This is a genomic window from Pseudoalteromonas sp. Z9A5 (genome assembly GCF_011378875.1).
Classification (GTDB): domain Bacteria; phylum Pseudomonadota; class Gammaproteobacteria; order Enterobacterales; family Alteromonadaceae; genus Pseudoalteromonas.
Genome location: NZ_WTLC01000047.1, coordinates 1 through 26,053, shown reverse-complemented (window position 1 = coordinate 26,053; position 26,053 = coordinate 1). Strand labels below are relative to the sequence as shown.

Annotated in this window: 21 protein-coding genes and 1 pseudogene; 11 read left to right on the top strand and 11 right to left on the bottom strand. The window is 38.6% G+C overall.

Annotation, left to right across the window (positions count from 1 at the left end; genetic code table 11):
• Positions 1–67 precede the first annotated feature (67 nt).
• From pilW to der, 7 genes are all read left to right on the top strand, one after another.
• Positions 68–1,987 carry a type IV pilus biogenesis/stability protein PilW gene (pilW, locus tag GQR56_RS18595; protein ID WP_166114286.1) on the top strand — a complete coding sequence of 640 codons (1,920 nt, stop codon included), beginning with the start codon at positions 68–70 and terminating at the stop codon, positions 1,985–1,987.
• Positions 1,984–2,847, top strand: a complete 864-nt coding sequence (locus tag GQR56_RS18590; RefSeq protein WP_166114283.1) for a RodZ domain-containing protein — start codon at positions 1,984–1,986, stop codon at positions 2,845–2,847. The genes pilW and GQR56_RS18590 overlap by 4 nt, the downstream gene beginning before the upstream one ends.
• 5 nt (positions 2,848–2,852) lie before the next feature.
• Complete coding sequence (gene ispG / locus GQR56_RS18585; RefSeq protein ID WP_024610647.1) at positions 2,853–3,971, top strand: flavodoxin-dependent (E)-4-hydroxy-3-methylbut-2-enyl-diphosphate synthase; 1,119 nt, start codon at positions 2,853–2,855, stop codon at positions 3,969–3,971.
• 135 nt (positions 3,972–4,106) lie between these two features.
• The gene (hisS, locus tag GQR56_RS18580; RefSeq protein WP_024610648.1) at positions 4,107–5,387 is read left to right on the top strand and encodes a histidine--tRNA ligase; all 1,281 of its coding nucleotides are present in this window, start codon (positions 4,107–4,109) and stop codon (positions 5,385–5,387) included.
• A 19-nt stretch (positions 5,388–5,406) separates the two neighbouring features.
• A complete protein-coding gene (locus GQR56_RS18575; RefSeq protein ID WP_024610649.1) occupies positions 5,407–6,027 on the top strand; it encodes a tetratricopeptide repeat protein in 621 nt (206 codons plus the stop codon).
• Positions 6,028–6,037: 10 nt separating this feature from the next.
• Entirely contained in the window at positions 6,038–7,213 is a 1,176-nt protein-coding gene (gene bamB, locus GQR56_RS18570) for an outer membrane protein assembly factor BamB (protein WP_166114280.1), read from the top strand.
• A 74-nt stretch (positions 7,214–7,287) separates the two neighbouring features.
• Positions 7,288–8,754, top strand: a complete 1,467-nt coding sequence (gene der, locus GQR56_RS18565) for a ribosome biogenesis GTPase Der (protein ID WP_166114277.1) — start codon at positions 7,288–7,290, stop codon at positions 8,752–8,754.
• A gap of 277 nt (positions 8,755–9,031) precedes the next feature.
• Here der and GQR56_RS18560 read toward each other — a convergent pair whose 3' ends face one another.
• From GQR56_RS18560 to GQR56_RS18545, 4 genes are all read right to left on the bottom strand, one after another.
• Positions 9,032–9,670 (bottom strand): hypothetical protein, encoded by a 639-nt coding sequence (locus GQR56_RS18560; RefSeq protein WP_240920956.1) that lies wholly within the window; start codon positions 9,668–9,670, stop codon positions 9,032–9,034.
• 105 nt (positions 9,671–9,775) lie between these two features.
• Positions 9,776–10,369, bottom strand: a complete 594-nt coding sequence (locus GQR56_RS18555; RefSeq protein ID WP_240920955.1) for a hypothetical protein — start codon at positions 10,367–10,369, stop codon at positions 9,776–9,778.
• Between the two features lie 185 nt (positions 10,370–10,554).
• Positions 10,555–11,058, bottom strand: a complete 504-nt coding sequence (locus GQR56_RS18550) for a zf-TFIIB domain-containing protein (protein WP_166114274.1) — start codon at positions 11,056–11,058, stop codon at positions 10,555–10,557.
• 41 nt (positions 11,059–11,099) lie between these two features.
• The gene (locus tag GQR56_RS18545; protein ID WP_166114271.1) at positions 11,100–11,687 is read right to left on the bottom strand and encodes a DUF4202 domain-containing protein; all 588 of its coding nucleotides are present in this window, start codon (positions 11,685–11,687) and stop codon (positions 11,100–11,102) included.
• Positions 11,688–11,915: 228 nt separating this feature from the next.
• Between GQR56_RS18545 and GQR56_RS18540 the strand changes: the two genes are divergently transcribed.
• Both GQR56_RS18540 and GQR56_RS21725 read left to right on the top strand, forming a co-directional pair.
• Positions 11,916–13,643, top strand: coding sequence for a DUF885 domain-containing protein (locus GQR56_RS18540; RefSeq protein WP_166114268.1), 1,728 nt, complete (start codon positions 11,916–11,918; stop codon positions 13,641–13,643).
• A gap of 156 nt (positions 13,644–13,799) precedes the next feature.
• Positions 13,800–15,119: pseudogene (locus GQR56_RS21725) on the top strand (DASH family cryptochrome).
• 29 nt (positions 15,120–15,148) lie between these two features.
• Here GQR56_RS21725 and GQR56_RS18530 read toward each other — a convergent pair.
• The gene (locus GQR56_RS18530) at positions 15,149–16,228 is read right to left on the bottom strand and encodes a YeiH family protein (protein ID WP_166114265.1); all 1,080 of its coding nucleotides are present in this window, start codon (positions 16,226–16,228) and stop codon (positions 15,149–15,151) included.
• A 122-nt stretch (positions 16,229–16,350) separates the two neighbouring features.
• Here GQR56_RS18530 and GQR56_RS18525 point away from each other — a divergent pair, with 122 nt between their 5' ends.
• Entirely contained in the window at positions 16,351–17,229 is an 879-nt protein-coding gene (locus tag GQR56_RS18525; protein ID WP_166114262.1) for a LysR substrate-binding domain-containing protein, read from the top strand.
• 304 nt (positions 17,230–17,533) lie between these two features.
• On the opposite strand, the gene GQR56_RS18520 is transcribed toward GQR56_RS18525, so the two are convergent.
• The 6 genes from GQR56_RS18520 to GQR56_RS18495 form a co-directional block, all read right to left on the bottom strand.
• Positions 17,534–17,959: an SMI1/KNR4 family protein gene (locus GQR56_RS18520; protein WP_269435954.1), complete on the bottom strand. Its 426-nt coding sequence runs from the start codon at positions 17,957–17,959 to the stop codon at positions 17,534–17,536.
• Positions 17,960–18,818: 859 nt separating this feature from the next.
• Positions 18,819–19,358, bottom strand: coding sequence for a hypothetical protein (locus GQR56_RS18515; protein WP_166114256.1), 540 nt, complete (start codon positions 19,356–19,358; stop codon positions 18,819–18,821).
• Between the two features lie 252 nt (positions 19,359–19,610).
• Positions 19,611–20,069 carry a thioredoxin family protein gene (locus tag GQR56_RS18510; RefSeq protein ID WP_166114253.1) on the bottom strand — a complete coding sequence of 153 codons (459 nt, stop codon included), beginning with the start codon at positions 20,067–20,069 and terminating at the stop codon, positions 19,611–19,613.
• Between the two features lie 94 nt (positions 20,070–20,163).
• Complete coding sequence (locus GQR56_RS18505; protein ID WP_166114250.1) at positions 20,164–22,131, bottom strand: hypothetical protein; 1,968 nt, start codon at positions 22,129–22,131, stop codon at positions 20,164–20,166.
• Positions 22,132–22,289: 158 nt separating this feature from the next.
• Entirely contained in the window at positions 22,290–23,921 is a 1,632-nt protein-coding gene (locus GQR56_RS18500) for a hypothetical protein (RefSeq protein ID WP_166114247.1), read from the bottom strand.
• A 202-nt stretch (positions 23,922–24,123) separates the two neighbouring features.
• Positions 24,124–24,813, bottom strand: a complete 690-nt coding sequence (locus GQR56_RS18495) for a hypothetical protein (RefSeq protein WP_166114244.1) — start codon at positions 24,811–24,813, stop codon at positions 24,124–24,126.
• Between the two features lie 748 nt (positions 24,814–25,561).
• Between GQR56_RS18495 and GQR56_RS18490 the strand changes: the two genes are divergently transcribed.
• Positions 25,562–26,053: ISAs1 family transposase (locus tag GQR56_RS18490; protein ID WP_166114241.1), on the top strand; the 492-nt coding region annotated here is incomplete at its 3' end.

Below are 26,053 nucleotides of genomic sequence, written 5' to 3'. Positions count from 1 at the left end.
TAATTGATGCAACATAAGGGCTTTTAGGTAAGATAGACCCCATGGATAAAAACAAAGAGACAAGGTAATGCGATCTTTACTTGCTTTAACTATATCGGCAATTGCTTTAAGCGGTTGTGTAACCGAAAATAGTTATAACGGCAGTGACAAACCCGTCGTCGAAAATAAAATTAATAACACAGGCGCAGCGCGAACGCGTATTGCTTTAGCACTACAATACCTAAATACCGGCAATAACTCTCAAGCTAAATATAATTTAGAACGAGCTGCCGAATTTGCTCCTAATTTACCTGAAGTACACTACTCCCTTGCTTATTACTATCAACAAGTAGGTGAAAACACACTTGCTGATAAGTCCTATCAAAAAGCACTCGCTATAAAACCAGACGATCCTAATACGCTAAATAACTACGGCGTGTTTTTGTGTGGGATTAACGAATACGACCGCGCGACGGATCAGTTTTTAAAAGCGATTGAAATTCCAAGTTATATTCGTGTTGCCGAAAGCTACGAAAACTTAGCACTTTGTGCTATTGAGTTTAATGATTTTGATAATGCTGAAAGTTATTTTCAACAAGCAATGAACCACAGCTCACAACGTACCTCTACTTTAATAAGTTTGGCTGCATTATTTTATGCTAAAAGTGATTTGTACAAAGCAAGTGAGCTTTTAAAACGATACGACGATACAGGTCAGGTTTCATCTCGCGCTTTAATGCTTAATTATTTAATTAAAAACCGTATGGGGAAAATAGAAGACGCTGAAAAAATTGCGACAACTATTTTACAAACTTACCCAACAAGTAATGAAGCTTACTCGATACGAGAACAGAAAATGCGATTAAGTGAATTCGAGATTTTAAGAGAAAAATACCGAAATTCTGTTCTCAATGAGCTGCAAAAAGAAAGTAGCGATGGTCAAATTAATGCCAAACCTAAAATAAAAATTATCCGAAAAAAAAGATCAACGACAGATAGCTCAACGAGCTTAATTAGCAATGATTATAATGAACCAGAGGCTGAAATATTAAGTCCTGTTGGCGTTGATGCAAACCCAGTGATTGCCAGAAACATCCCTGATGTTGACGCTGTTGACGCTGTTGACGCTGTTGACGCTGTTGAAGCTGTTGAAGCTGCCAAAAATACTACAAACAATGATACAGATAAAGCAATAGCACAAGTAACTAAAACGCCTGAAGAGCCTGCAATAGTAACAAAGCAAACAACGACACCAGATACACCAAGTATCGCAACAGACATATCTGCTGTCATGCTCGCTTTAACAACAGATCACGACTCAGCAATGCCTGCAGTGGTAAAAAAAACAGTGGCATCTAACTCAGAACCTAAAACTATTGCACAAACTACAGTCGCAAAAAAACAACCTATCCAAACTACAGTGCCAAAAGCACCTGATGAAGTTAAAATTATTTCTTTTGGTGCGCCAAAATCAACAAGCTTTAACACACAACAAGTTAGTCAAACAGCTAACTCAAACTATAAAAGTCCTGTAAGAAATAGTGGACCTAATGTGGTTTTTTACGAAGCAACAAAAGATGAAGGCGTATTTTCCGGTAATAATGCCCAAAATAATGACGATATAGAATTTAAAAACTACCGAACAAGTAACCAAACACAACTCCCAATGCTTAATCCTAAGGTGTCTACTTTAAAGGTACCTTTTCATATTATTGAGTTTGGTGAAAACCTATTTAGCATTTCGGTGCGATACAATGTTAAACTACAAAAACTCCTACAATGGAATGGTTTAAAAGAGTCAGATCGGGTAATGAACGGAAGTAAAATTTACCTTAACGATCCCAATATTTATTACGAAATTAAAGCTGGCGACACCCTTTATGAAATAGCTACCCAGCGGCATGTATTAATTGATGAATTAATGCGATGGAATAAATTAAGCCCTGACATAGCACTTACGCCAGGACATAGACTTTTACTAGTGGATCCAGAATCATACATATTATGAATGAAGAAAATACGCAAACACCGAGCGAACAACAAACTGTTGGCCAAATATTAAAAGCACACCGCGAACAAGCAAACGTTAGTATTGAAACTATTGCCAAGCCGTTAAAATTATCTGAATTACAAATACAACGTCTTGAAAATAACGAGTTTCAAGCACTTGGTCCGCTTACCTTTGTTAAGGGCTATATTAAAAATTATTGCCGAGAACTCAAAGTTGATAGCGCTCCAATTTTAGCTATGATGCCAGCGCCACCAGAGCCTGCAAAACCAGCTAATATGCAAAGCTTTTCACGTCGTACAGAAAAAGAAGCCAGCGATAGCCGACTAATGCTAGTTACTTATGTAATTTTAGCGATTGTTATTGGCTCATCAGCTTTATGGTTTTGGCAAAATGCGACTCCTATTGAAGAGCAAACCAGCAATATTAATGTTGGTAATTCAATAATGAGTGAGCGCCAAGCTGTTCAATCAACAAATATTCAGCAACAACAATCAGCTGATAAAGCATTATTACAAAATACGGTTACACCTAGCGAAAATGCAGCGGCTGTTCAAGCAACGGTAGAGCAAGCTGCTAATAAGCCGCTCACAGCAAATACCGACTCAGCAACCGACAGCACTATTGAAATGAGCTTTAACGACGAAAGCTGGGTTGAAATTTATGATGCTGAAGGTGAAAAAGTTGCATTTGGTGTTAAAAAAGCAGGCTACGTAATGACTGTAACCGGTAAACCTCCTTTTTCGGTTGTGCTTGGTAAGCACAGCGTTGTAAGCATTACACTAGACGGTGAAGCAGTCGATGTATCGACTTTTCCTAAAAATCGTTTAGCCAAATTTACATTACCACTGGCAGAGTAGTCGCTATGTTTTCAGAATCTCCAATTAAACGCAGAAAATCCACCCGCATCAATGTAGGCAATGTTCCCATTGGTGATGGTGCCCCTATTGCAGTGCAATCAATGACTAACACCGACACGATGGATGTTGATGCAACCGTTGCACAAATTCAAGCAATACAGGCCTCTGGTGCCGACATTGTGCGTGTTTCAGTACCAACAATGGATGCAGCCGAAGCGTTTAAAAGTATAAAAGAGCAAGTAACGATTCCGCTAGTTGCAGATATCCATTTTGATTATCGTATTGCCTTAAAAGTAGCAAAATACGGTGTAGATTGCCTACGTATAAACCCAGGTAATATAGGTAGTGAAGAGCGTATTAGAGCCGTAGTAGACTCAGCACGCGAGCACAACATTCCTATTCGTATTGGTGTAAACGGTGGTTCATTAGAGCGCGACTTACAAGAAAAATATGGCGAACCAACACCAGAAGCTCTATTAGAATCAGCAATGCGCCACGTAGACATACTACGTCGCCTCGATTTTGATCAATTTAAAATTTCGGTAAAAGCATCAGATGTATTTTTAGCGGTAGGCGCTTATCGCTTACTCGCTAAAGAAATAGACCAACCACTGCATTTAGGGATTACCGAAGCTGGCGGCATGCGTTCTGGCTCGGTTAAATCTGCTGTAGGTTTAGGCATGTTATTAGCCGAAGGTATTGGCGATACCCTGCGAGTGTCACTTGCAGCTGATCCGGTACAAGAAATTAAAGTTGGCTTTGATATTTTAAATTCACTGCGTATTCGCTCTCGTGGAATTAACTTTATTGCCTGCCCTAGTTGTTCACGACAAGAATTTGATGTTGTAAGCACCATGAATCAACTAGAAGAGCGCCTTGAAGATATTATAGAGCCGGTATCGGTATCTGTAATCGGCTGTGTAGTAAATGGCCCAGGTGAAGCGCTTGTGAGTGATATAGGTTTGGCCGGTGCAAACCGCCGTTCAGGTTTGTATATAAATGGCGAGCGCCAAAAAGCACGTATTGATAACAACAACATTGTTGACCAACTTGAAGGTTATGTACGTGACTTTATAGCCCAAAAGCAAAAACAAACACCCATCGACATAAAAATAGTCGAATAAATACCGTTTAAGATGGCATACCGCGCGGTTTGCCGTTTACCTTTATAGCTAAAACGCTATAATGGCGGGTCAATTTTTAGCATTCTTGTTGTGTAGTCATTTTTATTACACAAAAAACAGTTTTAGGATTTATCAGTGGCAAAACAAATTCAGGCAGTTCGCGGTATGAACGATTGTCTGCCAGGCGATACACAAGTTTGGCAGAAAGTAGAAAACATTTTACGCGAGACAGTAGCATCGTTCGGTTATCAAGAAATTCGTTTTCCTATTGTAGAATCAACCGACCTATTTAAACGCTCTATTGGTGAAGTAACCGATATAGTAGAAAAAGAAATGTACACTTTTGCCGATCGCAATGGCGACTTACTAACATTGCGTCCAGAAGGTACCGCAGTATGTGTGCGTGCAAGTAATCAAAACGGTTTACTGTATAACCAAGAGCAACGTCTTTGGTATATGGGTCCAATGTTTCGTCACGAACGTCCTCAAAAAGGTCGCTACCGTCAGTTTCACCAATTTGGTTTAGAAACATTTGGTATTGCTAGCGCTGATATAGATGCTGAAGTTATTTTATTAACAGCCCAACTATGGAAAGCGTTTGGTATTAACGATCATGTTCGTTTAGAGCTTAACTCTTTAGGGTCTAATGAAGCGCGTGCAGATTACCGTGATGCATTAGTAGCCTACCTTGAACAGCATATGGACGTACTTGACGAAGATTCAAAACGTCGTATGTATTCAAACCCGTTACGCGTACTTGATAGCAAAAACCCTGACGTTCAAGCAATATTAACTGATGCACCTAAATTATCTGAAAATTTAGATGCAGAGTCTAAAGAACATTTTGAAAATTTATGTGAACGTTTAGACGCTGCAGGCGTCATATACACGGTTAACGATAAATTAGTACGTGGTTTAGATTACTATAACCGTACTGTATTTGAATGGGTAACCGATAGTTTAGGCGCGCAAGGTACTGTGTGTGCTGGTGGTCGTTACGATGGCTTAGTAGAACAATTAGGTGGCAAAGCAACGCCAGCAGTTGGTTTTGCAATGGGTCTAGAACGTTTAGTATTATTACTACAAGCGCTTGAATGTGTTGGCGATATTCGTCGTAATGCAGACGTATATTTAGCAGCAATGGGCGACAAAGCGAGTATTCAAGCACCTATTATTGCTTCAGAATTACGACGCGATGTGCCTAATTTACGCGTTATGGTGCATGCTGGCGGCGGCAACTTTAAAAAACAATTAAAACGTGCTGATAAGAGCGATGCACTCGTTGCTATTATTATCGGCGAAGATGAATTAGAAAAAGGCGTCGTGACCATAAAGTATTTACGTGAACGTAAAGAACAAGTCACATTAGAATTAGAACAAGCTAAAGCGCTATTAGCAGAGCTTATCAACAGCTAAGCGAACATTAGAGGTAATAATGGATATTTATTCAACAGAAGAACAACAAGCAGAAGCCATTAAGCGCTTTTTCCGTGAAAACGGTATTTCACTTGCGTTAGGTATAGCTGTTGGCTTAGGCGGTTTATATGGCTGGAAAGCGTATAACCAAAACCAAATTACAACAGCTGAGCAAGCATCAGATTCATTTACAACGCTTGTTGAAAGTGATGACGTATTATCGTCAGCCGATACATTTATTAGCGAAAATAAAGATACAAACTATGCAACACTTGCTGCATTTGTTGCCGCTAAAGATGCTGTAGAAGCGCAAAAATTAGATGTAGCAAGCGAAAAGTTAAGCTGGATTGTATCTAATACGCAAAACACAGAATTAAAAGCAATTGCAATTACACGTTTAGCACGTATTCAAATTGCACAAACTAATTATGATGACGCATTAAATACATTAAATGCACCATTACCAGAAGCATTCAATGCGAATGTTGCCGAACTTAAAGGCGACATTTACAATGAGCAAGGTAATAAAGATCAAGCTCGCACTGCTTATCAAGCAGCTGTAGATGCTGGTGGACTAACAAGTAATCCACTATTACAAGTTAAGTTAGATGACCTAGCAGTAACTAGCCCAGCGGCATAAGGTTTTAGGCATGAGAAAATTAACTACCGCAACCCTTGCCTTATGTATGGCAACATTGATGGGTTGTTCATCAAGTGATGAAGAGGAACTAGTACTTCCTGAAATTGTAAACCAGTTTGAAACAGACGTTTTATGGCAAGAATCAGTTGGTGACGGTGTAGAACATTATTTCTCTCGTTTAACACCAGCCGTTTATGAAGACACCGTATATGTAGCAAGCCGTGAAGGACAAGTTGAAGCGCTTTCATTAACAAATGGCGACACCAAGTGGGAAACAGACGTACGTCAAGATCTCTCATTTTGGCCATGGAGCGACAATGGTACTGCAAAATTATCTGGCGGTATTTTACAAGCTTTTGGTAAAATTTACATAGGCTCTGAGCATGGCTTCATTGTTGCACTTGACCGTGAAACAGGTGAAGAAGTTTGGCGTAAAAACGTCCCTGGCGAATCTCTATCTAAACCAACCGCTGGTGATGGCTTAATATTTGTTAATTTAGGTTCAGGTAAACTATTAGCGCTTCACCCAGATACGGGCGAAGAACGTTGGAGCTTTGAACAAGAAGTACCACCGCTAACATTACGTGGACAAAGCTCACCAACCGTTGCTAACGGTGGTGTACTAGTTGGTCTTGAAACAGGCAAGCTAAATGTTTTAATTTCAGAAAGTGGTTACTCTGCATGGAGTGCAGAAATTGCCGTTGCTAAAGGTGCATCAGAATTTGAACGCCTTGTAGATGTAGACACTCAGCCACTTGTTAGTGGTCCATACGCATACGCTATTGCCTATAATGGCAACTTAGCCGCTATCGACATTCGCTCTGGTAATGTTGTATGGAAACGTGAATACAGTAGCTACCGCGACCTTGCGATGGACGCACAAAGTATTTATGTAGTAGATAGCGATGGTGTTATTTACGCATTAGATAAAAATTCAGGCATTGAACGTTGGAGCCAACCCGCTCTACGTGGTTGGTACTTAACAGGTCCTACTGTTGCAGGTAGTCATTTGGCTATAGGCGACCAAGAAGGTAACCTACACTGGTTAAATAAAGAAACTGGCGAGCTAGTATCTCGAGAAGACTTTGACAGCTCAGGATTTTTTGTTGAGCCTGTTGTTGCCGACGATAAACTGATTTTATACACCCGTGATGGTGAAGTTAGTGCGGTAAAAATACCGAACTAAGTAGCTAACACTAAAAGGTTTTTTGTAAGGCTTCGCACTGCGAAGCCTTTTGTTGTTTTTTAAAGAGGTAGTTTATGCTTCCCGTGATCGCTCTAGTTGGGCGACCCAATGTGGGCAAGTCCACATTATTTAACCGTTTAACACGTACTCGTGATGCACTCGTAGCCGATTTTCCAGGTTTAACACGAGATAGAAAATATGGTCAAGCTAGCTACGATGGCTATGAATTTATCGTGGTAGACACGGGCGGTATTGATGGCTCAGAAGAAGGCATCGAAATCGAAATGGCAGATCAATCTCTGCTAGCCATTGAAGAAGCCGATATCGTTTTGTTCTTGGTAGATGCCCGTGTAGGTATGACCGTAGCTGACCAAGCAATTGCTAATCACTTGCGTAAACAAGATAAAAAATGCTTTGTTGTTGCTAACAAAACAGATGGTATTGATGCCGATTCAAACTGTGCCGAGTTTTACCAATTATCATTAGGTGAAATTCATCATATTGCTGCATCGCATGGTCGTGGTATCACGTTATTACTTGAGCAAACACTTCAGCCGCTTATCGCTGAATTAGCAGCGCAAGATGAAGACGTAACCGACAATGACGAAGAGCTTATTGATCTTTACGAAGAAGGCGAAGACGGCGATACAGATCATCAAGCATTTGCAGACAAACCTGTAAAGCTTGCGATTATTGGTCGTCCCAATGTTGGTAAGTCTACACTTACTAACCGCATACTTGGTGAAGAACGCGTAATTGTATACGATATGCCAGGCACAACGCGTGACTCTATCTATATACCAATGACGCGAAATGAAAAAGAATACGTGCTAATCGACACCGCAGGTGTTCGCAAGCGTAAAAAAGTAAGTGACGTAGTTGAGAAGTTCTCAGTTATAAAAACGCTTCAAGCAATCGAAGATTGTAACGTTGTGTTATTGATTGTTGATGCCCGCGATGGTATTTCAGATCAAGATTTAAGCTTACTTGGCTTTGCTCTTAACTCAGGTCGTTCATTGGTTATTGCAGTGAACAAATGGGATGGCTTAGATGATTACGTTAAAGATCGTATTAAATCAGAGCTAGATCGTCGTTTAGGCTTTATAGACTTTGCACGCTTACACTTTATATCTGCACTACATGGTACAGGTGTTGGTCATTTATTCGAGTCTGTAGATGAAGCTTACGAGTCCGCTACTAAGCGTATAAGTACTGCAATGCTGCGTCGTATTATGGACATGGCTCAAGCCGATCACCAGCCGCCACTTGTTCGTGGTCGCCGTGTTAAGCTCAAATATGCACATGCCGGTGGTTATAACCCACCACGTATTGTTATTCACGGTAACCAAGTAAAAGATTTACCAGATAGCTATAAACGCTACCTGATGAACTACTACCGTAAAGCGCTTAAAATTATGGGCACCCCAATCAAAATTGAATTTAGAGAAGGTGAAAACCCATTTGCTGGTCGTGTTAATAAAGTAACATTGTCGCAAAAGCGTAAAATACGTGCATTTGCTAAAGAAAACCGTAATAAATAAATTTGTTAAAAATTAGTTTATTGCAATAAAAACGGCGTACTTTTTAGTACGCCGTTTTTTATGCTTTATACCAATTAGCTTAATTAAGTGATCTATTTTGAGGCTTGAAAACGTGTTGATAGCTTGGCAAAAATCTCGCTATTTAGTTGTTCTCGGCAATTGCTCCTGCATTGCTCTACCTTCTGCATCCATGGAGTCGTAAATGAGAATTTTTTAACGCAGGGAGCGACATATTTAGCTCCGCAAAATGATTAAGTATTATTGCAGATAAGTACGCTTATAATCCTTCATACTCAGCCTTCCTTGGTTTTAAAATTTGCTTTCTACAGTCAACCATATCCCAACAATCCGTTTCAGGTACACCGTAATACCAGGCTCTAAAAATCGGTTGATACTTTTCAATAACCCGTTGTTGCATACTTTGTGAAAAATGGGGTAAGTAAAAAGTTTTGATCACCGTAATGTGCCTTTTAATCATCGCCCCCAAATTAAAGCGCGCTTGGCGATACCGAATGTCTGCTTTTTTATATTCCCTGCTATCAGGTGTAAAGTTTTGCATGTCTTGCTTAGGGCCAGTCGCCCAGCCAGCTACTTTTTCCATTTGTTCAGTAAAAGGCTTAACGGTAAACGTGATATGAATAGGGTCATCAGCATCGGTGGGCGCAAAGCCTCGCGGAAATCCGGCCTGGTGATAATTAGGATGAGTAACCGTAAACTCAATCGATGCATAGGCATTGGGTTGTAATAAATCCAAACGCTCGCGTGGGAAGGTAATTGGCTCATTAGCATAGGCAGTTTTAAAATATTTATAACCAAAATCAATACCACAACTACTATGACCACATGACTCTGAATAGGCCGACTTTATCAAAAAAGGAAATTCTGGCACTGAGCCATCTTCTGTTTCAATCGTCACAATAATGGGCCCACGATAACCATGCGCTTTATCAATACCGTAGTGCAACTTGTTGTCAAAAAACACGCCAGTAGCACACAGTAAAATTGCAGTGCAGTTTTACGCTTATAATCCTTCATATTCAGCCTTCCTTGGTTTCAAAATTTGCTTTCTACATTTAACCATATTCCAACAATCCGTTTCAGGTACGCCGTAATACCAGTCTCTAAAAATCGGTTGATACTTTTCAATAACCCGTTGTTGCATGCGTTTTGAAAAATGAGGTAAGTAAAAAGTTTTGATCACCGTGATGTGCCTTTTAATCGTCTTTCCTAAATTAAAGCGCGCTTGGCGATACCTTATGTCTGCTTTTTTATATTCCCTGCTATCAGGTGTAAAGTTTTGCATGTTTTGTTTAGGGTCAGTCGCCCAGCCAGCTACTTTATTCATTTGTTCAGCAAACGGCTTAACGGTAAACGTGATATGAATGGGGTCATCGGCATCGGTGGGCCCAAAACCTCGCGGAAATCCGCCTTGGTGATAATTAGGATGGGTAACCGTAAACTCAATCGATGCATAGGCGTTGGGCTGTAATAAATCCAAACGCTCCCGTGGGAAGGTAATTGGCTCATCAGCATAGGCAGCTTTAAAATACTTATAACCAAAATCAATACCACAGCTACTATGACCACACGACTCTGAATAGGCCGACTTTATCAAATAAAAAATCACAGCCTGATGTCAAAACACACGCCAGTAGCACACAGTAAAATTGCAGTGCAGTTTTACACTTATAATCCTTCATACTCAGCCTTCCTTGGTTTTAAAATTTGTTCTTGGCAAGTCATGCTTTTATTAGCAGCACTTGCGAGCTTAAAATTAATGTAGCGTTCATGACTACTTTATTATTCAAAGTTAAGTAATGCTAATTGCACCAGCCGTTCAACAGTGGTGCCTTGAACATTTTTAGGCGCTTTGGGGTAATACTTTGATTTTGGCGGCTTAATAGTTATAAACCCATGATTGGTTGCCATTTCGTGGGCTAACAGCTTACGCTCTCGGGGGGTTAAATGGTTTTCGTGTATTTTTGCCAGCTCACCACTATCAAGCCAAATTCCTGCACATCCTGGGCATTCGTCTATTTCAACCGCTTTTAGCGGCGAAAAATACCTGCGCATCATTACAATACTTGGGCATTTGGGGCAACTTATTCGCGTTGAGACATCGCCCTCACCTTCGGTATAATTACTTAAATGCTTAAGTAAAACCTGACCATGTTTTAGCTCTGGCGAGCTAAATTTAAATATTTGACTGTTATCAAAAAATACACCACCTTGCGTTGAGGTGTAAACAGTAATACCGCCAATTAATAACGGCTCAAGAGAGGTATTTGTACGTGGGCATAACATGCTAAAAATCCTTTTAAATTTAATACTTAACTTACACTACTTTACTCAAGCGCTTTATGAATAAGCCCAACTAGCGGCGCGGGTAATGTAATATTACCTGCAAGTACAAACTCATGCGCTTCATCAGACATTTTTTGCCATGTACGGCGAATAATACCAATCCACTTTTCTTCATTGTAATCTGGCTTTGCATTGGCAAAACCCAGCATGTAGTGCTCAATAAACACCAAACTTGCCACATTTTCAACAAGCTGGCTGTCTGGGTTGCGCTTAATATCTTTTTTAGCTACTGCATTATAAACACGGTTTTGGTCTGTATCGTTAAACCCAGCTTGTTTCATTAATTCAACAACTAGTGACGCATGAAATATATAAAGTGCACTGCGCCATTGATGATAACCCTGCTTATTCATTTCAAAATCACTACGTGGCGATTTCCAACGTTGGATATGTTGCGCACGCACTGCAACTTGCATAAGTTCATCGGCATCAGGTTTAAAGCGAGTTAGCATTTCGCTCATACGCTGTGAGTATAAATACTCTTTTGGAAAACTTTCTCCATTGTGCTGCTCAGTATTTGGATCTTGGTTATTAGCTTCATCAATCAGCGCTATTACTTTATTAAACATGACGGTCTTTTATTGTAATTAGTTTTAATCATTCTAAACGCTGATAAAACAATAAACTAGTGCTCCACTCACTTCAGCGGTGAAATTTGTTCAATCAAAAAGTAAAACCAATAGATACAGGTTATAAAATTAAGCGCATTAGTAAAGTTAACTTGTTATTATCTTAGAAACAAAAATGACACATGTGCGTAAACTAATAAAAATTAACGCGCTAAAAATGAGAATAATATGTTAAAAAAAACAATTTTAACTATTTGCTTAGCTGTAGCATCACTGCCGAGCGCAGCCGATAGCAATGCAGATTTAAAAACCATTATTGATAACCAATGGCAAAATGCAAAAGCCGAAAAAATATTTTTTCGTACCGACCCTGATGGTTGGAAACCCAGTGGTACATTACCAAATTGGACCGAGCAAGCCATTGCAAAGCGCCAAGCTTATAATAACAGTGTATTAAAAAGCTTAAGTAAAATAGATTCTAAAATGCTAAGCGGCTCGCAACTGATGAACTACCGCTTATTTAAATACGAGCGAGAAACAGAGCAGCAAAGCTACCTTTTTCAAGATAAGTATTTTCAGGTTAACTTTTTAAGTGGCTGGCATACCTACTTTGCCGAAGCACCAGCTAATATGGCATTTTTAACAACCGATGATTACAACGCATTTTTAGTAAGCCTTGCCGACTACCCTCGCTTTAATCAAGAAAACATTAACTTGATGAAGGAAGGGATTGAACTAGGGTATACGCACTACTGTAAAACATTTGAAAATTACAGCCAGAGCATTAACGCTCATATAGTTAAGCAACCTGAAAACAGCGCCTTATACGAGCCCTTTACACGTATACCAAATACGTTTACAGCAGAGCAAAAGGCAACATACCAAAACAAAGCAAAAGCCTTAATTAGCTCAAAAGTAGTTCCGGCTTATCAACACTTTTACGACTTTTTTGAAAACGATTACATGCCTAACTGTAGAACAGAGCCAGGTATTTCAAGCGTTAAAGGCGGGCTTGAGTATTACAAATATGCAGTTAATTACTACACCACAACCAATGCCACACCAAAGCAAATACATGAGCTTGGCTTAAAAGAAGTGGCGCGTATAAAAACGCAAATGCAAAACATCATTGATAAAGTAGGTTTTGATGGCACTTACAGCGATTTTTTAGAATTTTTAGCAACCGACGAGCAATTTTACGCAACAGACGCGCAAGACTTACTTGAAAAAACAGCCTTTATTACGCAAAAAATGTATGGCAAGTTACCAACCTACTTCAATCATTTACCGCGTAACACCTTTACAATAAAAGGCTCAGCGAGTCGCGGCGCGTTTTATATGCCACCTGCTGATAATCGCTCCCCTGGCACTTACTTTTTAGCTTCAACACCTAAGCTACAGCCTTTGTATAATTTAGAAGCACTTAGCTTACATGAAGCAATACCAGGGCATCATTTACAAAACGCTATTGCAATGGAGTTAGACGTACCCCAGTTTAGACGCACACTTAGCCACTCAGCATTTGGCGAAGGTTGGGCACTTTACACCGAACGTTTAGGTAAAGAAGCCGGCTTTTATCAAGACCCATACAGCGACTTTGGTCGTTTAGGTTACGAAATGTGGCGTGCAGTGAGACTTGTTGTTGATACCGGTATTCATGCATTTGGTTGGAGCCGCCAAAAGGCTATTGACTACTTGGCAGATCACACTGCTTTGCCACAAAGCGCGGTCGAGGATCAAATAGATCGTTATATTTCATGGCCAGGCCAAGCGCTTTCGTACAAAATGGGCGAAATAAAAATACGCGAACTGCGTGCAAAAGCTGAAAAAGAGCTAGGTGCTAAGTTTGATATTCGCAGCTTTCACGACACCGTTATAGGTCAAGGCTCGCTCCCTATGTCGGTACTTGAAGATGTAATAAATGATTGGATTGCAGAGCAAAAATCAGTTATTTAAATTTTAATAGAGGCGGCTTATTTAGCCGTCTTTATTAGTTAAGTAAGCCGCCTCTATTAGTTAAGTAAACTGCCGAGCTAATTAAAATACCTAACCATTAATCCCCACCCGCTTTTACTTCGTACCACTTTAGAGTTTTAAAACCTGAGCAAACCTATGAGCAAACGTATTTTATATTGGCTACAAAACGATTTACGAATAGACGACAACCCTATTTTAAGCGAACTTGCTACTGGGCAATGTGCGCTCGATATTGTATTTGTAATAAATCCGCATTGGTTTAAAAATAATAACTACCAACAAAAGCCATATGGCGTACATAAACAACAGTTTTTAATGCAAAGCTTATTTGAGCTGCAACAAGCGCTTATTGAACGCGGGCAAACACTGCACGTACTAGAGGGTGAACCTGTTAGTGTTTTAAAGCAGCGCATAGCTGAGCAATACATTGACAAAGTGGTGTGCAGTGAACATGTTGGAACCTATGAGCAGCGCCAACTCGCGCGACTAAAAGCACATTGCCCACACGTCATATTTAAAACAACTCAACAAGATACTTTATTTCAACAAAGCGACCTCCCTTTTGATTTAACCGAGCTGCCTAAAAGCTTTACCCCATTTTAAAAAAAGGTAGAAGCGATAAACATACCTATAACAACCTCAACTCTGCCTAAAGGTTCACTTCCTCAGCCTATAACATTATGTGCTGCAAACCCAATTGATCTTAATGAGCATACTAATTGTAACAACGCAGTAATGCATGGCGGATTTAAAAGTGCGCAAACACATTTAACGCAGTACTTTTCGGGCTCACTGCCAAGCACGTATAAAACAACTCGAAACGAGCTTGATGGCTTTAATAACACCACAAAATTTAGTACCTGGCTTGCTTTTGGCTGTATAAGTGCACGGCAAGTTTATAAAGCAGTCGAGGCGTACGAACATAGCCGAATAACAAACGAGTCTACCTACTGGATTAAATTTGAATTGCTATGGCGAGAATATTTTAAATGGCATGCACTTAAGGCAGGTAAAAGCCTGTTTAGTTTTAAAGGTCAAAAGCAAACAAAACCCCTTACTACGTTTATGCCAAATCGCTTTGCTGCATGGTGTAATGGCTCAACGCCCTATCCTTTAGTCAATGCTATTATGCATGAGCTTAATGCTACTGGTTATATATCAAACCGAGCAAGGCAAGTTGCAGCAAGCTGCTTAGTTAACGAACTTAGCCTTGATTGGCGCTATGGCGCGGCTTATTTTGAACAACAACTAATTGATTACGATGTGGCAGCTAATTGGGGCAACTGGCAATATATTGCTGGCGTTGGCGTAGATCCGCGTGGCGGTAGGCATTTTAATATTGAAAAACAAACCGCGCAGTTTGATCCGCACGGTATTTACACTAATAAGTGGCAAGGTAATAAAAACACAAGTACACAACTCGATAACTTAAACGAAGTTGATTGGCCAATTTAAGCCGCCAATCAACTTTTACCAAATAACGTTTAAAACAGCTCAGCAATACCTATATTAATAGCAAAGCCACCCAAGGTTAAAAACATAAATAAACACAGCGCCAGTAACAATGGTTTAATACCCGCTTGGCGAATTGCTCCAATATGGGTGCGTAATCCTAGAGCCACCATGGCAATTGTAAGCAGTATATTGTCGAACTGTACTATTACGTCGGTGGTCGTTTTAGGAATAATAGCAAGCGAGTAAATACCACTTGCCACAATAAACAATACAGCAAACCAAGGAATGGTTACGCCGCCTTTGTGAGCCCCTTGATTTAGTGTGCTTTGTTTACTCGCTTTTTTATTTTGCCAAAATGATAAAACCACTAAAAATGGCGCAAGCATCATCACTCTTAGCATTTTCTCAATAACTGCGGTGTCGGCAGCATTAGCGCTTACCGCTGTACCGGCAGCTACTACCTGCGCTACTTCGTGAATGGTTGAGCCTACAAAAATACCGTACGCGTGCTCGCTTAGTCCCATGTACTCAAACATAAATGGGTAGGCAAACATACTTAGCGTACCAAACACTACCACCGTTGCTACCGCTACTGATACTTTATGTGCCTGCGCTTTTATTACAGACTCGGTTGCCATTACCGCTGCGGCGCCACAAATAGAGCTGCCCGCACCAATTAATATAGTTGTTTGCTCATCTAACTTAAATACACGCTTACCAAGTTGAATTGCCAGCATAAACGTACCAACAAGCATAACAATGTCGGTTAACAGCCCTTGCCAACCTACTCCCGCGACTTGCGTAAAGGTTATTCTAAAACCAAACAATACAACGCCCGCTTTAAGCAAAATACTTTTAGCGTAATCAACTCCTACATCGGTATGAGTCGCTATGCGCGAAAAAACACTGTTACCCACAATAATGCCAAGCACAATACCAATAGTTAAAGAGCTAAACTGCGCGCCTTGCATTACTTCAAGCTTACTAAGCACTACAGAAACACCCGCTAAAACAATAACCAATAACATACCCAACCACCAACGCGAATCGGTGTATTGCTTAGTATTTATACCAAAAGGCTGTCGTGTATTTTTAATTGCACTAAGCATAATCATTCCTTAATAAAGTCATCGTAATTAGTTGACTTCATTTTAAGAAAGGTCAAAATATAACTCCAATACATTAAAATCATGATTTAATAACTTTAGGTTATGCAATTTAGGATTATACAATGAACTTGCATGCACTACGGGTGTTTCATACGGTTGCTAAATTGGGTAGTTTTTCAGCAGCAGCTGAGGCGCTTTTTATAAGCCAACCGGCTGTATCTAAAGCTTTAAAAGAGCTTGAGTATCAGCTAAATATACAACTTATTGAGCGCGCATCTAAGGGTAAAAAACTCACATTAAGTGAAGGCGGACAAGCACTTTTTGAACATGCTCGTAGTATTTTTGCCATTGAAAAAGCAGCCATTGAAGATATTAAATCGCGTACAGGGCTTAAGCGCGGCACGCTCGTTATAGGCACTAGTACAACTATTGCCAGCTATTGGCTACCACCTTATTTAGCTAAGTTTTGTGCGCAGTACCCACATATAAAAGTTGAAGTGCAAGTTGCTAATACCGCACAAATTGAGCATGCCTTACTTGAATGCACCATCGATTTAGCACTGGTTGAAGGCACACCAACCGAACCAAATATAGTAAGCAAACACTGGAAGCACGATTTAATGAGTGTGGTTATACCGAGTAATTTAACACCCGCTACAAACTTAAAAGCATGGTTAAACAATCAATTTTGGCTACTGCGCGAACCGGGCTCTGGGACTTTAAAGGTATCGCTCAAGTTATTACAACAACATGGCATTGCAGCAAAAAACAGTATGCAACTAGGAAGTAACGAGGCAATAGCAAGGGTAGTAGCACAAGGAATGGGCGTTGCGTTACTACCTAATGTGGTAACAGACGATTTAGTCCAATTGGGTAAATTAACACGGCTAAAGCAGCCAAATAACGTCGAGTTATCAAGACCATTATACCAATTACACTACAAAGACAGACCCTCTTCACATGCTGCGCAAGCATTCGAAAAAAGCCTATTTAGTGAATAATGTTTATATAAGTAAATTTAGATCTGAGCTGTAAGTCATCTATGTGCAAATAACGAACATTGATAAATTGCGATAAAATGAATTCAAAATTTGATAATCATATGGAAAGTTCCTCGAGTTTTTCGATACAGTTGTGTTGACCAAAACATAAACCGTACCTCGAGGAACTTAGTATGGAACTATATGGTGAAATTGACTTGTATTCAAATAATAGCGCGGTTGGTTAAACTTGAGCGAAGCCCCAAACTAACCGCAGCGTAATTTTTGGTGCCCCAACGAGCCTACGATATACTTGATTCGCTCGTTATGAGTGATTCTCTAATTCTAACCAATCTTCAATTATCCAATCTTTAAATTCACCACCCAAGATAGAATGGCAGCCATCGTCATGATCAAAATAACCGATGTCACCACCATCACTAACCGTAAAGTAATTCCCGTTATCTGTACAGAACGCAAGAAAATCTTTAGGGACACCTGCCTCCCATCCATCGACAGCAATTATTCTTAAGTTTAGGTACGGCGGCATATCTGGGAGAACTAAACCTGGTTCACGGACTCCAAATACTACATTGCTAGCATTCAAAACGAAGTACCTATACTGCTCAGGAAACTTAAAAGATAAATCGTTCTCAGCTAAGTTAACTTCTTGCTCAGTAGGTAGGCGAAGAGGTTTGGGAACAGGCTCATTTTTATCTCTCAGTATCAAAACTACGTCTTTTATATCCATACACTCTCCTTGCTTGTAACCAGCTTGTAGATTAACTCATTTTTTTATTTGTTTTAATTGATAAACAAACCATAGCTAAGTTCCTATTTTGGTTCAATCGTTTACTGTATTTTTACGCAGAATATAAAAAGTGTTTGGCATTATTTTAATTAGCTTTTTGGACGGGATTACGGGTACTTGATTAGCTTTATTTTAGGTTAAAAGGGCTTACCATTCTTAATGTATCGTATTTTGCAGCTTTTCTATATTATGAACAAGGCAATACAATTGCCGTATAATGCAATGAAGGCATTCACTTTCGCTTCACCGCGTAAGGTTAATTTATTCACGCCTTTATCCATTATAATGTTCTGTATTTTATTTAAAGGAAAGCGGGTTCAATAAAGCAGAGTCATTTACCACCCTTTAATAAAAGTTATTATGCCTATTGAGCTATCTATTTTCACTTTATCTGCATAGCTCAGCTTTTTGCGGGATTCATTATTTACAAACTGCACTTATCGCCCTGTTTTAATGAGCGATTTATTTAACAGTTAGAATGAGGAGTCATCCTAACTGCCTCCATTTTAGTGATTTTTAACACCCAAAATGGCGTATATTACATCCTATAATCATTCCACCATAATTACCTTTATAAGCAGCTAATTAAAATAATCGAAAATCATGGCTTGTTACTTTGCACCAAAACAGCGGTGAGCAATATTATCGGAAAAATTAAAAGCCAGCTCAACAAAACAAGGCTAATTTAACTTTAACCAGTGTGTTGCATCTAATGGTTCAACTCACAGCTCTTAGGGAACTAGGCGGTCAGAAATTGTAATGTATGAAGCCAAGCTATGACCCTTTTGGCTCGCTCTTTTTAGTTGTCTGTTGCAAAATCATATAAAACCGTATTGACAACATTTTTGCCTAAATACTCTTTTACCATCGCCAATCTTGGCTCATCATCCACCTTTTGGTAAGTGGAAACAAAATACCTTTTGTTTTCAGCTTGTCGGTTCATTACAGCGCGGTCCCCAAGCTTTCTTCCTTTGGGCGACAACTTTTCAAAATTAAAATCAACTGTAAATACGGTCTCAACTGCTAGGTTTTCTAATTCATCACTTATTAAAATATTCCCATTTTGAAGAGTCATTTCTACACGACTTTTTTGATTACTATTTCTGTACTGTTTTTTAATCTGCGTACTACTTTTTACGATAATTGAAAAAGCACCAATTTTAGGGTATTCATAAGTGGAAATATTTGAAACGTTATCCTCGCATCGAATATAAGTTAGAAGTAGCCTCCTACCGAGTGTTTTAAAAGGCGCGTCCCACACTTGCACAAATTCGCCATAGTTGTGTTTTACAACATCGACCGTTGGGGATTTAATATGGTCAAAACCAACTCGGTACACGGAAATTACTCCAGATTAAGGCAACAACAGCTTGTTGAACACTATTTGAGAGGATTATTCCCCCTAAAAAAGGCGGTTAATAATATTATCGGAAAAATCGTAATAACTATATTTATAACGCTATGTTTATAACGCTATGTTTATTAAGATAAATTTAAAGCTTTATAAATGATAGCTAATCGCTCATAACTGCCCGTCCGTTGAAATAAATCAATTAGCTAAAACGCTAAGGTCAGGTATGAGCAAGTAAATTTACAAACCCTGAGTTAAATCTTGCGCCAATGTACCCGTTGGCTTTTCAATTACGCGAATTAACTCTTTGCCATTTTGTTTAACAATAAAGGTAGGTGTGTATTGCAAGTCGTTAGCTTGTGCAATGCCTGCATCGTCTTGCTTGTTGTAACCTACGGCAACAAATTTAATATCGGCAAGTTGTACTTTAGATTCATCAAGCAGCTTAACTAAACGCGGTACTTCGCGCTCGCTGTCGTGGCACCATGTACCAAATAATACAATTAGCTCTTTGCCTTCTAGCTTTTGCATTAACGCAATGTCTTGTGCTGTTGGCGTAAATGCTTTGTATTCTTCGCTAAACTTGTCGTAGTCGCTTAGCAGTACATCGGCGGTAATTCCGCCCGAAAACGGCGCATCGGCTGCACAACCTACAAGCGGCATGCTTAAAGCACACAATAAAATTAATTGTTTAAACATAAGGTACTCTTTAATTAGGCATTTAATTAAGTATTAAATTAGGCATTTGACGACTATACCCAATATTGAGTGTGGAGTGAACAACTCAAGACCGTTACTTTTTATCCATAAAAAAGTTAACTTGCGATAAGTTAGTTAAATACTCGCGTCTTACATCTTTATTCTCGGCAAGCTTATCTAAATCACCAATTAAGGTAACTAACTTATTGTGAGAGTGGCTGCTTGTTGTTTTAAATTCGTCTTGCTTTTCATCGCTCTCAACACGCTCTTTTTTATTCATGTTGTAGCTGTTTTCGTTTTCTTCGAGCCAAATATCGTCAATTAAACGAATGTCGCTTTTACTAACGGTTTGCTCTTGCATCGCCATTTGCAGCTCGTATTGGTTTGTTTGCGGGTTAAACGCATACATTTTTGTATCAACATCAACCTCGTGAGACTGATCAAGCCCCACAAGCTCTTTATTTTTAACCGCAGTCCCTACGTTATAACTCTCTTCTTTGTTGTAATAATCAGGCCGACTGTATTGATAATCAAAGTGGCTACTTACATTTTTACTTTGTGTTACACCACTAAGCTCGCCTAATTGGGTTTGATCAGTCGCTTGGCTTAGCTCAATTGTATTTTTAGGCTGATAGTCGCCGTTATCCAGCGCATACGAAAAGGTAGCATCAAAATCAGCGAGCTTAGAAATACCAGCACCCAATGTATTTGGGGCTTTATTGCCTAGCCCTTGATAACGGGTATCGTTTGTGATCATGTTATCAACCAAATCGGCAACCATGGCGCGCCCGTCATTAAAGTGCTGTTCTGCAAGTGACTCCAAATTGCTATAACGCTCAGCCGCCGACGACATACTTGCAAACGCGCCTTTAAACAATGCAAAACCCTGCTGCATTGCCTCGTCGCCTTTTCGCCCAAATGCCGACTCTTTATCGTCCTCGGTACTGTTTACACGGCTATCTTCTAAGCTTTGATCGAGCGACGCTAAATATTGCTGCATTTGCTGTGTGTCTTTAGCGCCAATGGTTGACATATCGAGTGCAAAATCAATGTCGTTTTGCCCACCTGCGGCTTTAAACACAAGTGCTTGTTGGTTTAATGCTTCATCAATGGAGTAACTTAAATCAAGATTGTTCTCTTTCGAATCAAAATCTTTATTTTGCGTTGTCGAAAACGATACATTAAAACCGGCCAGCTGTTCACTATTAAAGCCTGTTAAAAAGTCTAAACTCATGTCTGTTTGGTTTGGCACCAGAATAGGATTAAATGAGTTTTCACTCACTTTAAAAAACTCATCGGCCATTTCGCCAACACCCGCCATAACCTGCGTTAAAGCCGCATGTTCAGCCTCAGATAAATCGCCTTTCACATCGTAACTTAAACTAAAGCTATCAACGGCTTCGCCCGTGTTTTCATCGTAACCTTGCGATGAATTAAAAGTGATATTTACTACATCACCCTCTTTGGTTTTTACCGAGAGCTCAAATAAATAATTATCGTCATCCTCATACTTGCTACGATTAGCACTTTCCATATAAGGATTAAGCGTGCGCTCAACACGTTGCTGGCTTGATGCTAAAAATGTTTTTTGCTCATACCCAAGTTGCCCCAAGCTCGATAAAATATCGCTGGTATTAGCATAAGCACCCTGAATATTTTTAACGGATGTATTTAATCGCTCAATTAATTGGGTGCTGTTTTCGTTTTTTAATAACCCCTCATGCTGAGAGCTTATTACGGTGCGTAAGGCGAGTTCTTCATCGGAAAGTTTATAGTTAAGCGTGCTAGGCGTGCTTGAAATAGTAAATAGCGAGGTAAGTTGCTGTTGTAACACGTCCCCTACTTTTTGATTGCTGGCTAGTACTTCATCAATAGTTTCGTTATTTAGCTGGCTTAGTTGTTTTTCGGATATTTTTGGCGCATTAGTTTGTAAATCATTAATAGCTTGAAGGTCGCTACTGGTATGCAACACAGGAGTCACTGACGTTTGGTTAGCGTTATTAACTGACTGGGCAAATAAAGCGCTTAAATTGGCTTGGTTGGCAAATGTACTGTTGACCATGATTATCCTTAATAGCTAAACCCTATTAAGTAATTTATCGGTCATTTGACTAAAAGCTTTAGCTACAGTTAATTAAATTAAAAGCAGAGAAAATTAATACTTGAATTCAAATAATAATAGTCCGCTTTTAATCTAAAAGTTTGAAGGAGTAATCTAAATTACTCCTCTTCCAACACAATATTTCGCTCAGCTAAGGCACTTAATAATTTTTTAGTCGGCTCGCTATTTTCTAAACCGATTATTTTAGTAAGATTAGGTATTAAAGCTAAATCATCAATTGCTTTGTTCGTTACTTTGGGTACTTCATCTCCCATACCAGGATCCCAAAATGGATGCATGTGCTCTAAAAATACAGCTCCACCATTTAAACCACTGTCTTGATAAAGCTGCGTTACTTTTTCGAGTAAAGTCATCGGGATTTCTACGTTTTTAAAGTACTTTTTAACTTCAGGAATACACTCATATCCATCTTCTTCTCGATCAATTTCGCGTTTTACATACTCTTTGGCAAATAAATCTAAATCAAACTTTGGTAAGAGGATCTCTTGTCGATACATCAGCTCTTCAATAACGAGTAACTTAAAATTAAAATCACGAAATAAAACGGTGGGTTTATTATTAATATTAAACAATTTAGGCGTATTTTTTAAAGCATCAGCTTCTACAATTAACGATTTTAAGTGTGTTACTTTAGCTTCATCGGTAGTGGCTTTAAGTAATATATCCACGCTTTTTCGAGTAGGGGCTGAAACGGTAATTCTACGCAGAGCCGTTTTAATATTTTTGTTGTATTTATCTTGGCTAACGGTATCTATATTATCTAATTTTTGTTGATAATCGTTAATTATACTTTGTTTTGCACCTTTAATTTCAAGCTTTTTTAAGTGTTCTTGAATACGCGCTTGTTGTGTTTTTTTACCCTCAATTCCAAGCGGGCTTAGCATTAAATTCTCAATTAAATAATCTATCTCAATATCAGAAAAATCAAAGCTATTAATCAAGTTTTTAAAGATCAGAGGTGCATTTTTATAAAGCACATCTGCAGGCTTTGCAAACATACTTAATAGTTCTGAGTGCATCCTGCCGTAGCTGCTATTTTTAGCGTGCCTAACAATACTCAACTGCAATAGCTGAGTAAACTCGTTTATAATATCGGGGTGATACTCTTCAAAAATACTCATTATCAAGTTGCTATGTTGATTTGGAAATACTCGATAAAAAGCAGGAAGTAATAAAGCAATATCAACTTTATCGAGCTCATACTGCTCAACAAAGCCAGAAGCATAACTGTTCACCGAATGATAAAAATAGAGTGTTATTAAACCCGAAACAACCACGTTAATTTTTGTATTTTGCTGATGAACTCGTTGATGCTCAATGAGCTCTTCTATTTTAGCTAATATTGTTTGATGATACTTTAATATTACTAAACCATTTGGCGAATAGTCTGAGCTACACACAATTTCAATAAACGTAGCAAGGTACTCAACCTCAACTGAGTCTGATAAATCTATGGTTGAAAGCCAATTTATCATTGCGCTGTATATTTCATCTTCAACGCTAAAATCAGCATCCATTAAACTACGACATTCTGGCCAATTAATAAGCCCTCGATCATATTGCCTTTTAATAATGGCTTGCTGCTCTTGGATTAATTTTTTCCATTGCGCATGAATATTTTTTACTGTCGCTTTATTTTTTTTGTCAGGCATGCCTTTTTGAGTAGCACCAAAACTAAGATCTCGGATCGAATCAATATTTTTTTGTATATGAGTATGCACAGTCAACATATTATTTAGTAGTCCTTACTTAAAAAGCAGTGAGCAGAATTGAAGGTGGTAAAACGTAAATGTCAGAGCAACGCTAAACCACCATTAACAGGCTAGTTTAACGCCCGATGAGTCAAAAATTAAATACATAACGCTTAAAACTGTGGTCAAATTTAATTAACCACAGCAACGACCGTTAATAATTAATATCTAAATTAGAAAGTCATAATGTGAGTTTTTTAACAGTTTCATGTGCTAAATTTTGAAAATCAACAGTTACACGCACATTGTTTTCAGCGAGATAAAGCAAGTAATTATCTGTTATAAAGTCCATTGCCATTATTCTAAGTTCATCTTCGTCAGCATCTTTAAACTCATCAACGGCTGTGCTAGCCAAAGTAATAGTTAGAATTACATCAGAATCATTTAAATCTTTTTTTGCTTCAAGGCTTGAATAATAATAAGGGTTAAGCTCAAAGTTCATACTGTTAACGTCTTCTACAAAATATTGAGCAACATCCTCTTCTGGCATTGTGACCCATGTAACTCCAACAGATATCCCCACGAATAATACACTCGCCGCTAAAGATACCCCAAATACTTTCCAGTTTGATTCAAACGCATATTCTTCTGAGTCTGATATTTGTGTTTTAGTAAGGTAGTGTTCTTTAAGTATTACAATCATAGGGATTAAGTAAGCGATTGGAATTAACATATTAGGCGTTTCATCTGGCAGAAAAGGTAAAATTACGATGATAATTGCGCTAAGTATTAAGTATCCATAAAACGTTTTTTTTGCTAAATCATTTTTATTAATTGATTCAAATGACTTCTTTAAAAAATAGGCGGCGGCCAAAGGACCACCTATAAAAGTGGCAGCTATGATTTGGCCCGGAGAATAAACATTCCTCATGACATTCCTTTGATTAATAAAAATTAATAGTACGCAAATCACGTACTCTCAGTTAAAAATACATTTGTACTTCTATTTTATACAGTAGTAAGTAGTCACTTAATAAATGACTATGCCTTTTCATAATACCGTAAAACTAAATGGGTTCATAACGTACCCATAAAGCAAGCTAGGCACTCAATCTTACGGCTCTGTAAAAATGGGCTATAAAATTTCACTTTTTACATACAGATTAACTAGTAGTTAATTGTGCATTATTATTTCACCATAAAAATAAACAATTATTACCGTAAATATTAAATTTAAGGCATAAAAAAACTGCATAATTGCAGTTTGAATATTTATTATAAATGTAGGATGATGTCTTAGTTACTATACTTGTTGTAGGTTTTGTTACATAGTAAAATACGATACCTATTATTTCATTAGACGATACAATGTTTAAAAAGAGAAAAGGGTAAATTAATTGGTATATATTTTTTAAGAATAAAAAAGGAATAAGGAATAAGGAATAAGGAATAAGGAATAAGGAATAAGGAATAAGGAATAAGGAATAAGGAATAAGGAATAAGGAATATTATTTAAAAGGTTAAAAATAATAGAAAGTACTCTATCAGTTTTTTATTAAGCTTAAATCAAAGTATTGACATTCCTAACCAGCATTCTATATTACGTACCAGGGCAAGATCACGAACTTTACCTTGACTTAAAAATATGATCTTATACTTCTTTTTTAAGGAGTATACCCATGCCTAATATTCAGTTATTTAAATATTTCGAAACAATCGATGACCCTCGACAACAAGGCAAAGTGGTTCATAAACTATTTGATATCATATTCTTAGCCGTCAGCGCTGTTGTGTCTGGATGCCAAGGCTGGGAAGATATTGAAGATTTTGGTCATGATAGATTAGATTGGCTCAGGAAATATGTTCCCCTAGAGCAAGGTATTCCTCGTCATGACACAATTGCCCGCGTACTAAGCCGTATCGATATGACGCAATTTCAAGATTCTTTTTCTTCTTGGATGAAAGCATGCACTAAGTTAACCCAGGGCGATGTCGTAGCTATTGATGGTAAATGCTTAAAAGGCTCATTTAATCAGTCAGATAGGCGCGATGCACTTTATATGGTCAGTGCGTTTTCATGCGAAAATGGTGTCGTTTTAGCGCAATGTCCTGTTGATAAAAAGTCGAATGAAATAACAGCGTTACCAACACTTCTTGAGTTACTTGAGATA

Bases quoted from the DNA above. Each gene is read 5' to 3' on its own strand.
- GQR56_RS18510 (WP_166114253.1), bottom strand. From the start codon at position 20,069: ATGTTTAAACAATTAATTTTATTGTGTGCTTTAAGCATGCCGCTTGTA.
- GQR56_RS18500 (WP_166114247.1), bottom strand. From the start codon at position 23,921: ATGTTGACTGTGCATACTCATATACAAAAAAATATTGATTCGATCCGA.
- der (WP_166114277.1), top strand. From the start codon at position 7,288: ATGCTTCCCGTGATCGCTCTAGTTGGGCGACCCAATGTGGGCAAGTCC.
- GQR56_RS18545 (WP_166114271.1), bottom strand. From the start codon at position 11,687: ATGTTTAATAAAGTAATAGCGCTGATTGATGAAGCTAATAACCAAGAT.
- GQR56_RS18590 (WP_166114283.1), top strand. From the start codon at position 1,984: ATGAATGAAGAAAATACGCAAACACCGAGCGAACAACAAACTGTTGGC.
- ispG (WP_024610647.1), top strand. From the start codon at position 2,853: ATGTTTTCAGAATCTCCAATTAAACGCAGAAAATCCACCCGCATCAAT.
- GQR56_RS18525 (WP_166114262.1), top strand. From the start codon at position 16,351: ATGAACTTGCATGCACTACGGGTGTTTCATACGGTTGCTAAATTGGGT.
- GQR56_RS18505 (WP_166114250.1), bottom strand. From the start codon at position 22,131: ATGGTCAACAGTACATTTGCCAACCAAGCCAATTTAAGCGCTTTATTT.
- GQR56_RS18550 (WP_166114274.1), bottom strand. From the start codon at position 11,058: ATGTTATGCCCACGTACAAATACCTCTCTTGAGCCGTTATTAATTGGC.
- GQR56_RS18495 (WP_166114244.1), bottom strand. From the start codon at position 24,813: ATGAGGAATGTTTATTCTCCGGGCCAAATCATAGCTGCCACTTTTATA.
- bamB (WP_166114280.1), top strand. From the start codon at position 6,038: ATGAGAAAATTAACTACCGCAACCCTTGCCTTATGTATGGCAACATTG.
- GQR56_RS18575 (WP_024610649.1), top strand. From the start codon at position 5,407: ATGGATATTTATTCAACAGAAGAACAACAAGCAGAAGCCATTAAGCGC.
- pilW (WP_166114286.1), top strand. From the start codon at position 68: ATGCGATCTTTACTTGCTTTAACTATATCGGCAATTGCTTTAAGCGGT.
- GQR56_RS18520 (WP_269435954.1), bottom strand. From the start codon at position 17,959: ATGGATATAAAAGACGTAGTTTTGATACTGAGAGATAAAAATGAGCCT.
- GQR56_RS18530 (WP_166114265.1), bottom strand. From the start codon at position 16,228: ATGCTTAGTGCAATTAAAAATACACGACAGCCTTTTGGTATAAATACT.
- GQR56_RS18540 (WP_166114268.1), top strand. From the start codon at position 11,916: ATGTTAAAAAAAACAATTTTAACTATTTGCTTAGCTGTAGCATCACTG.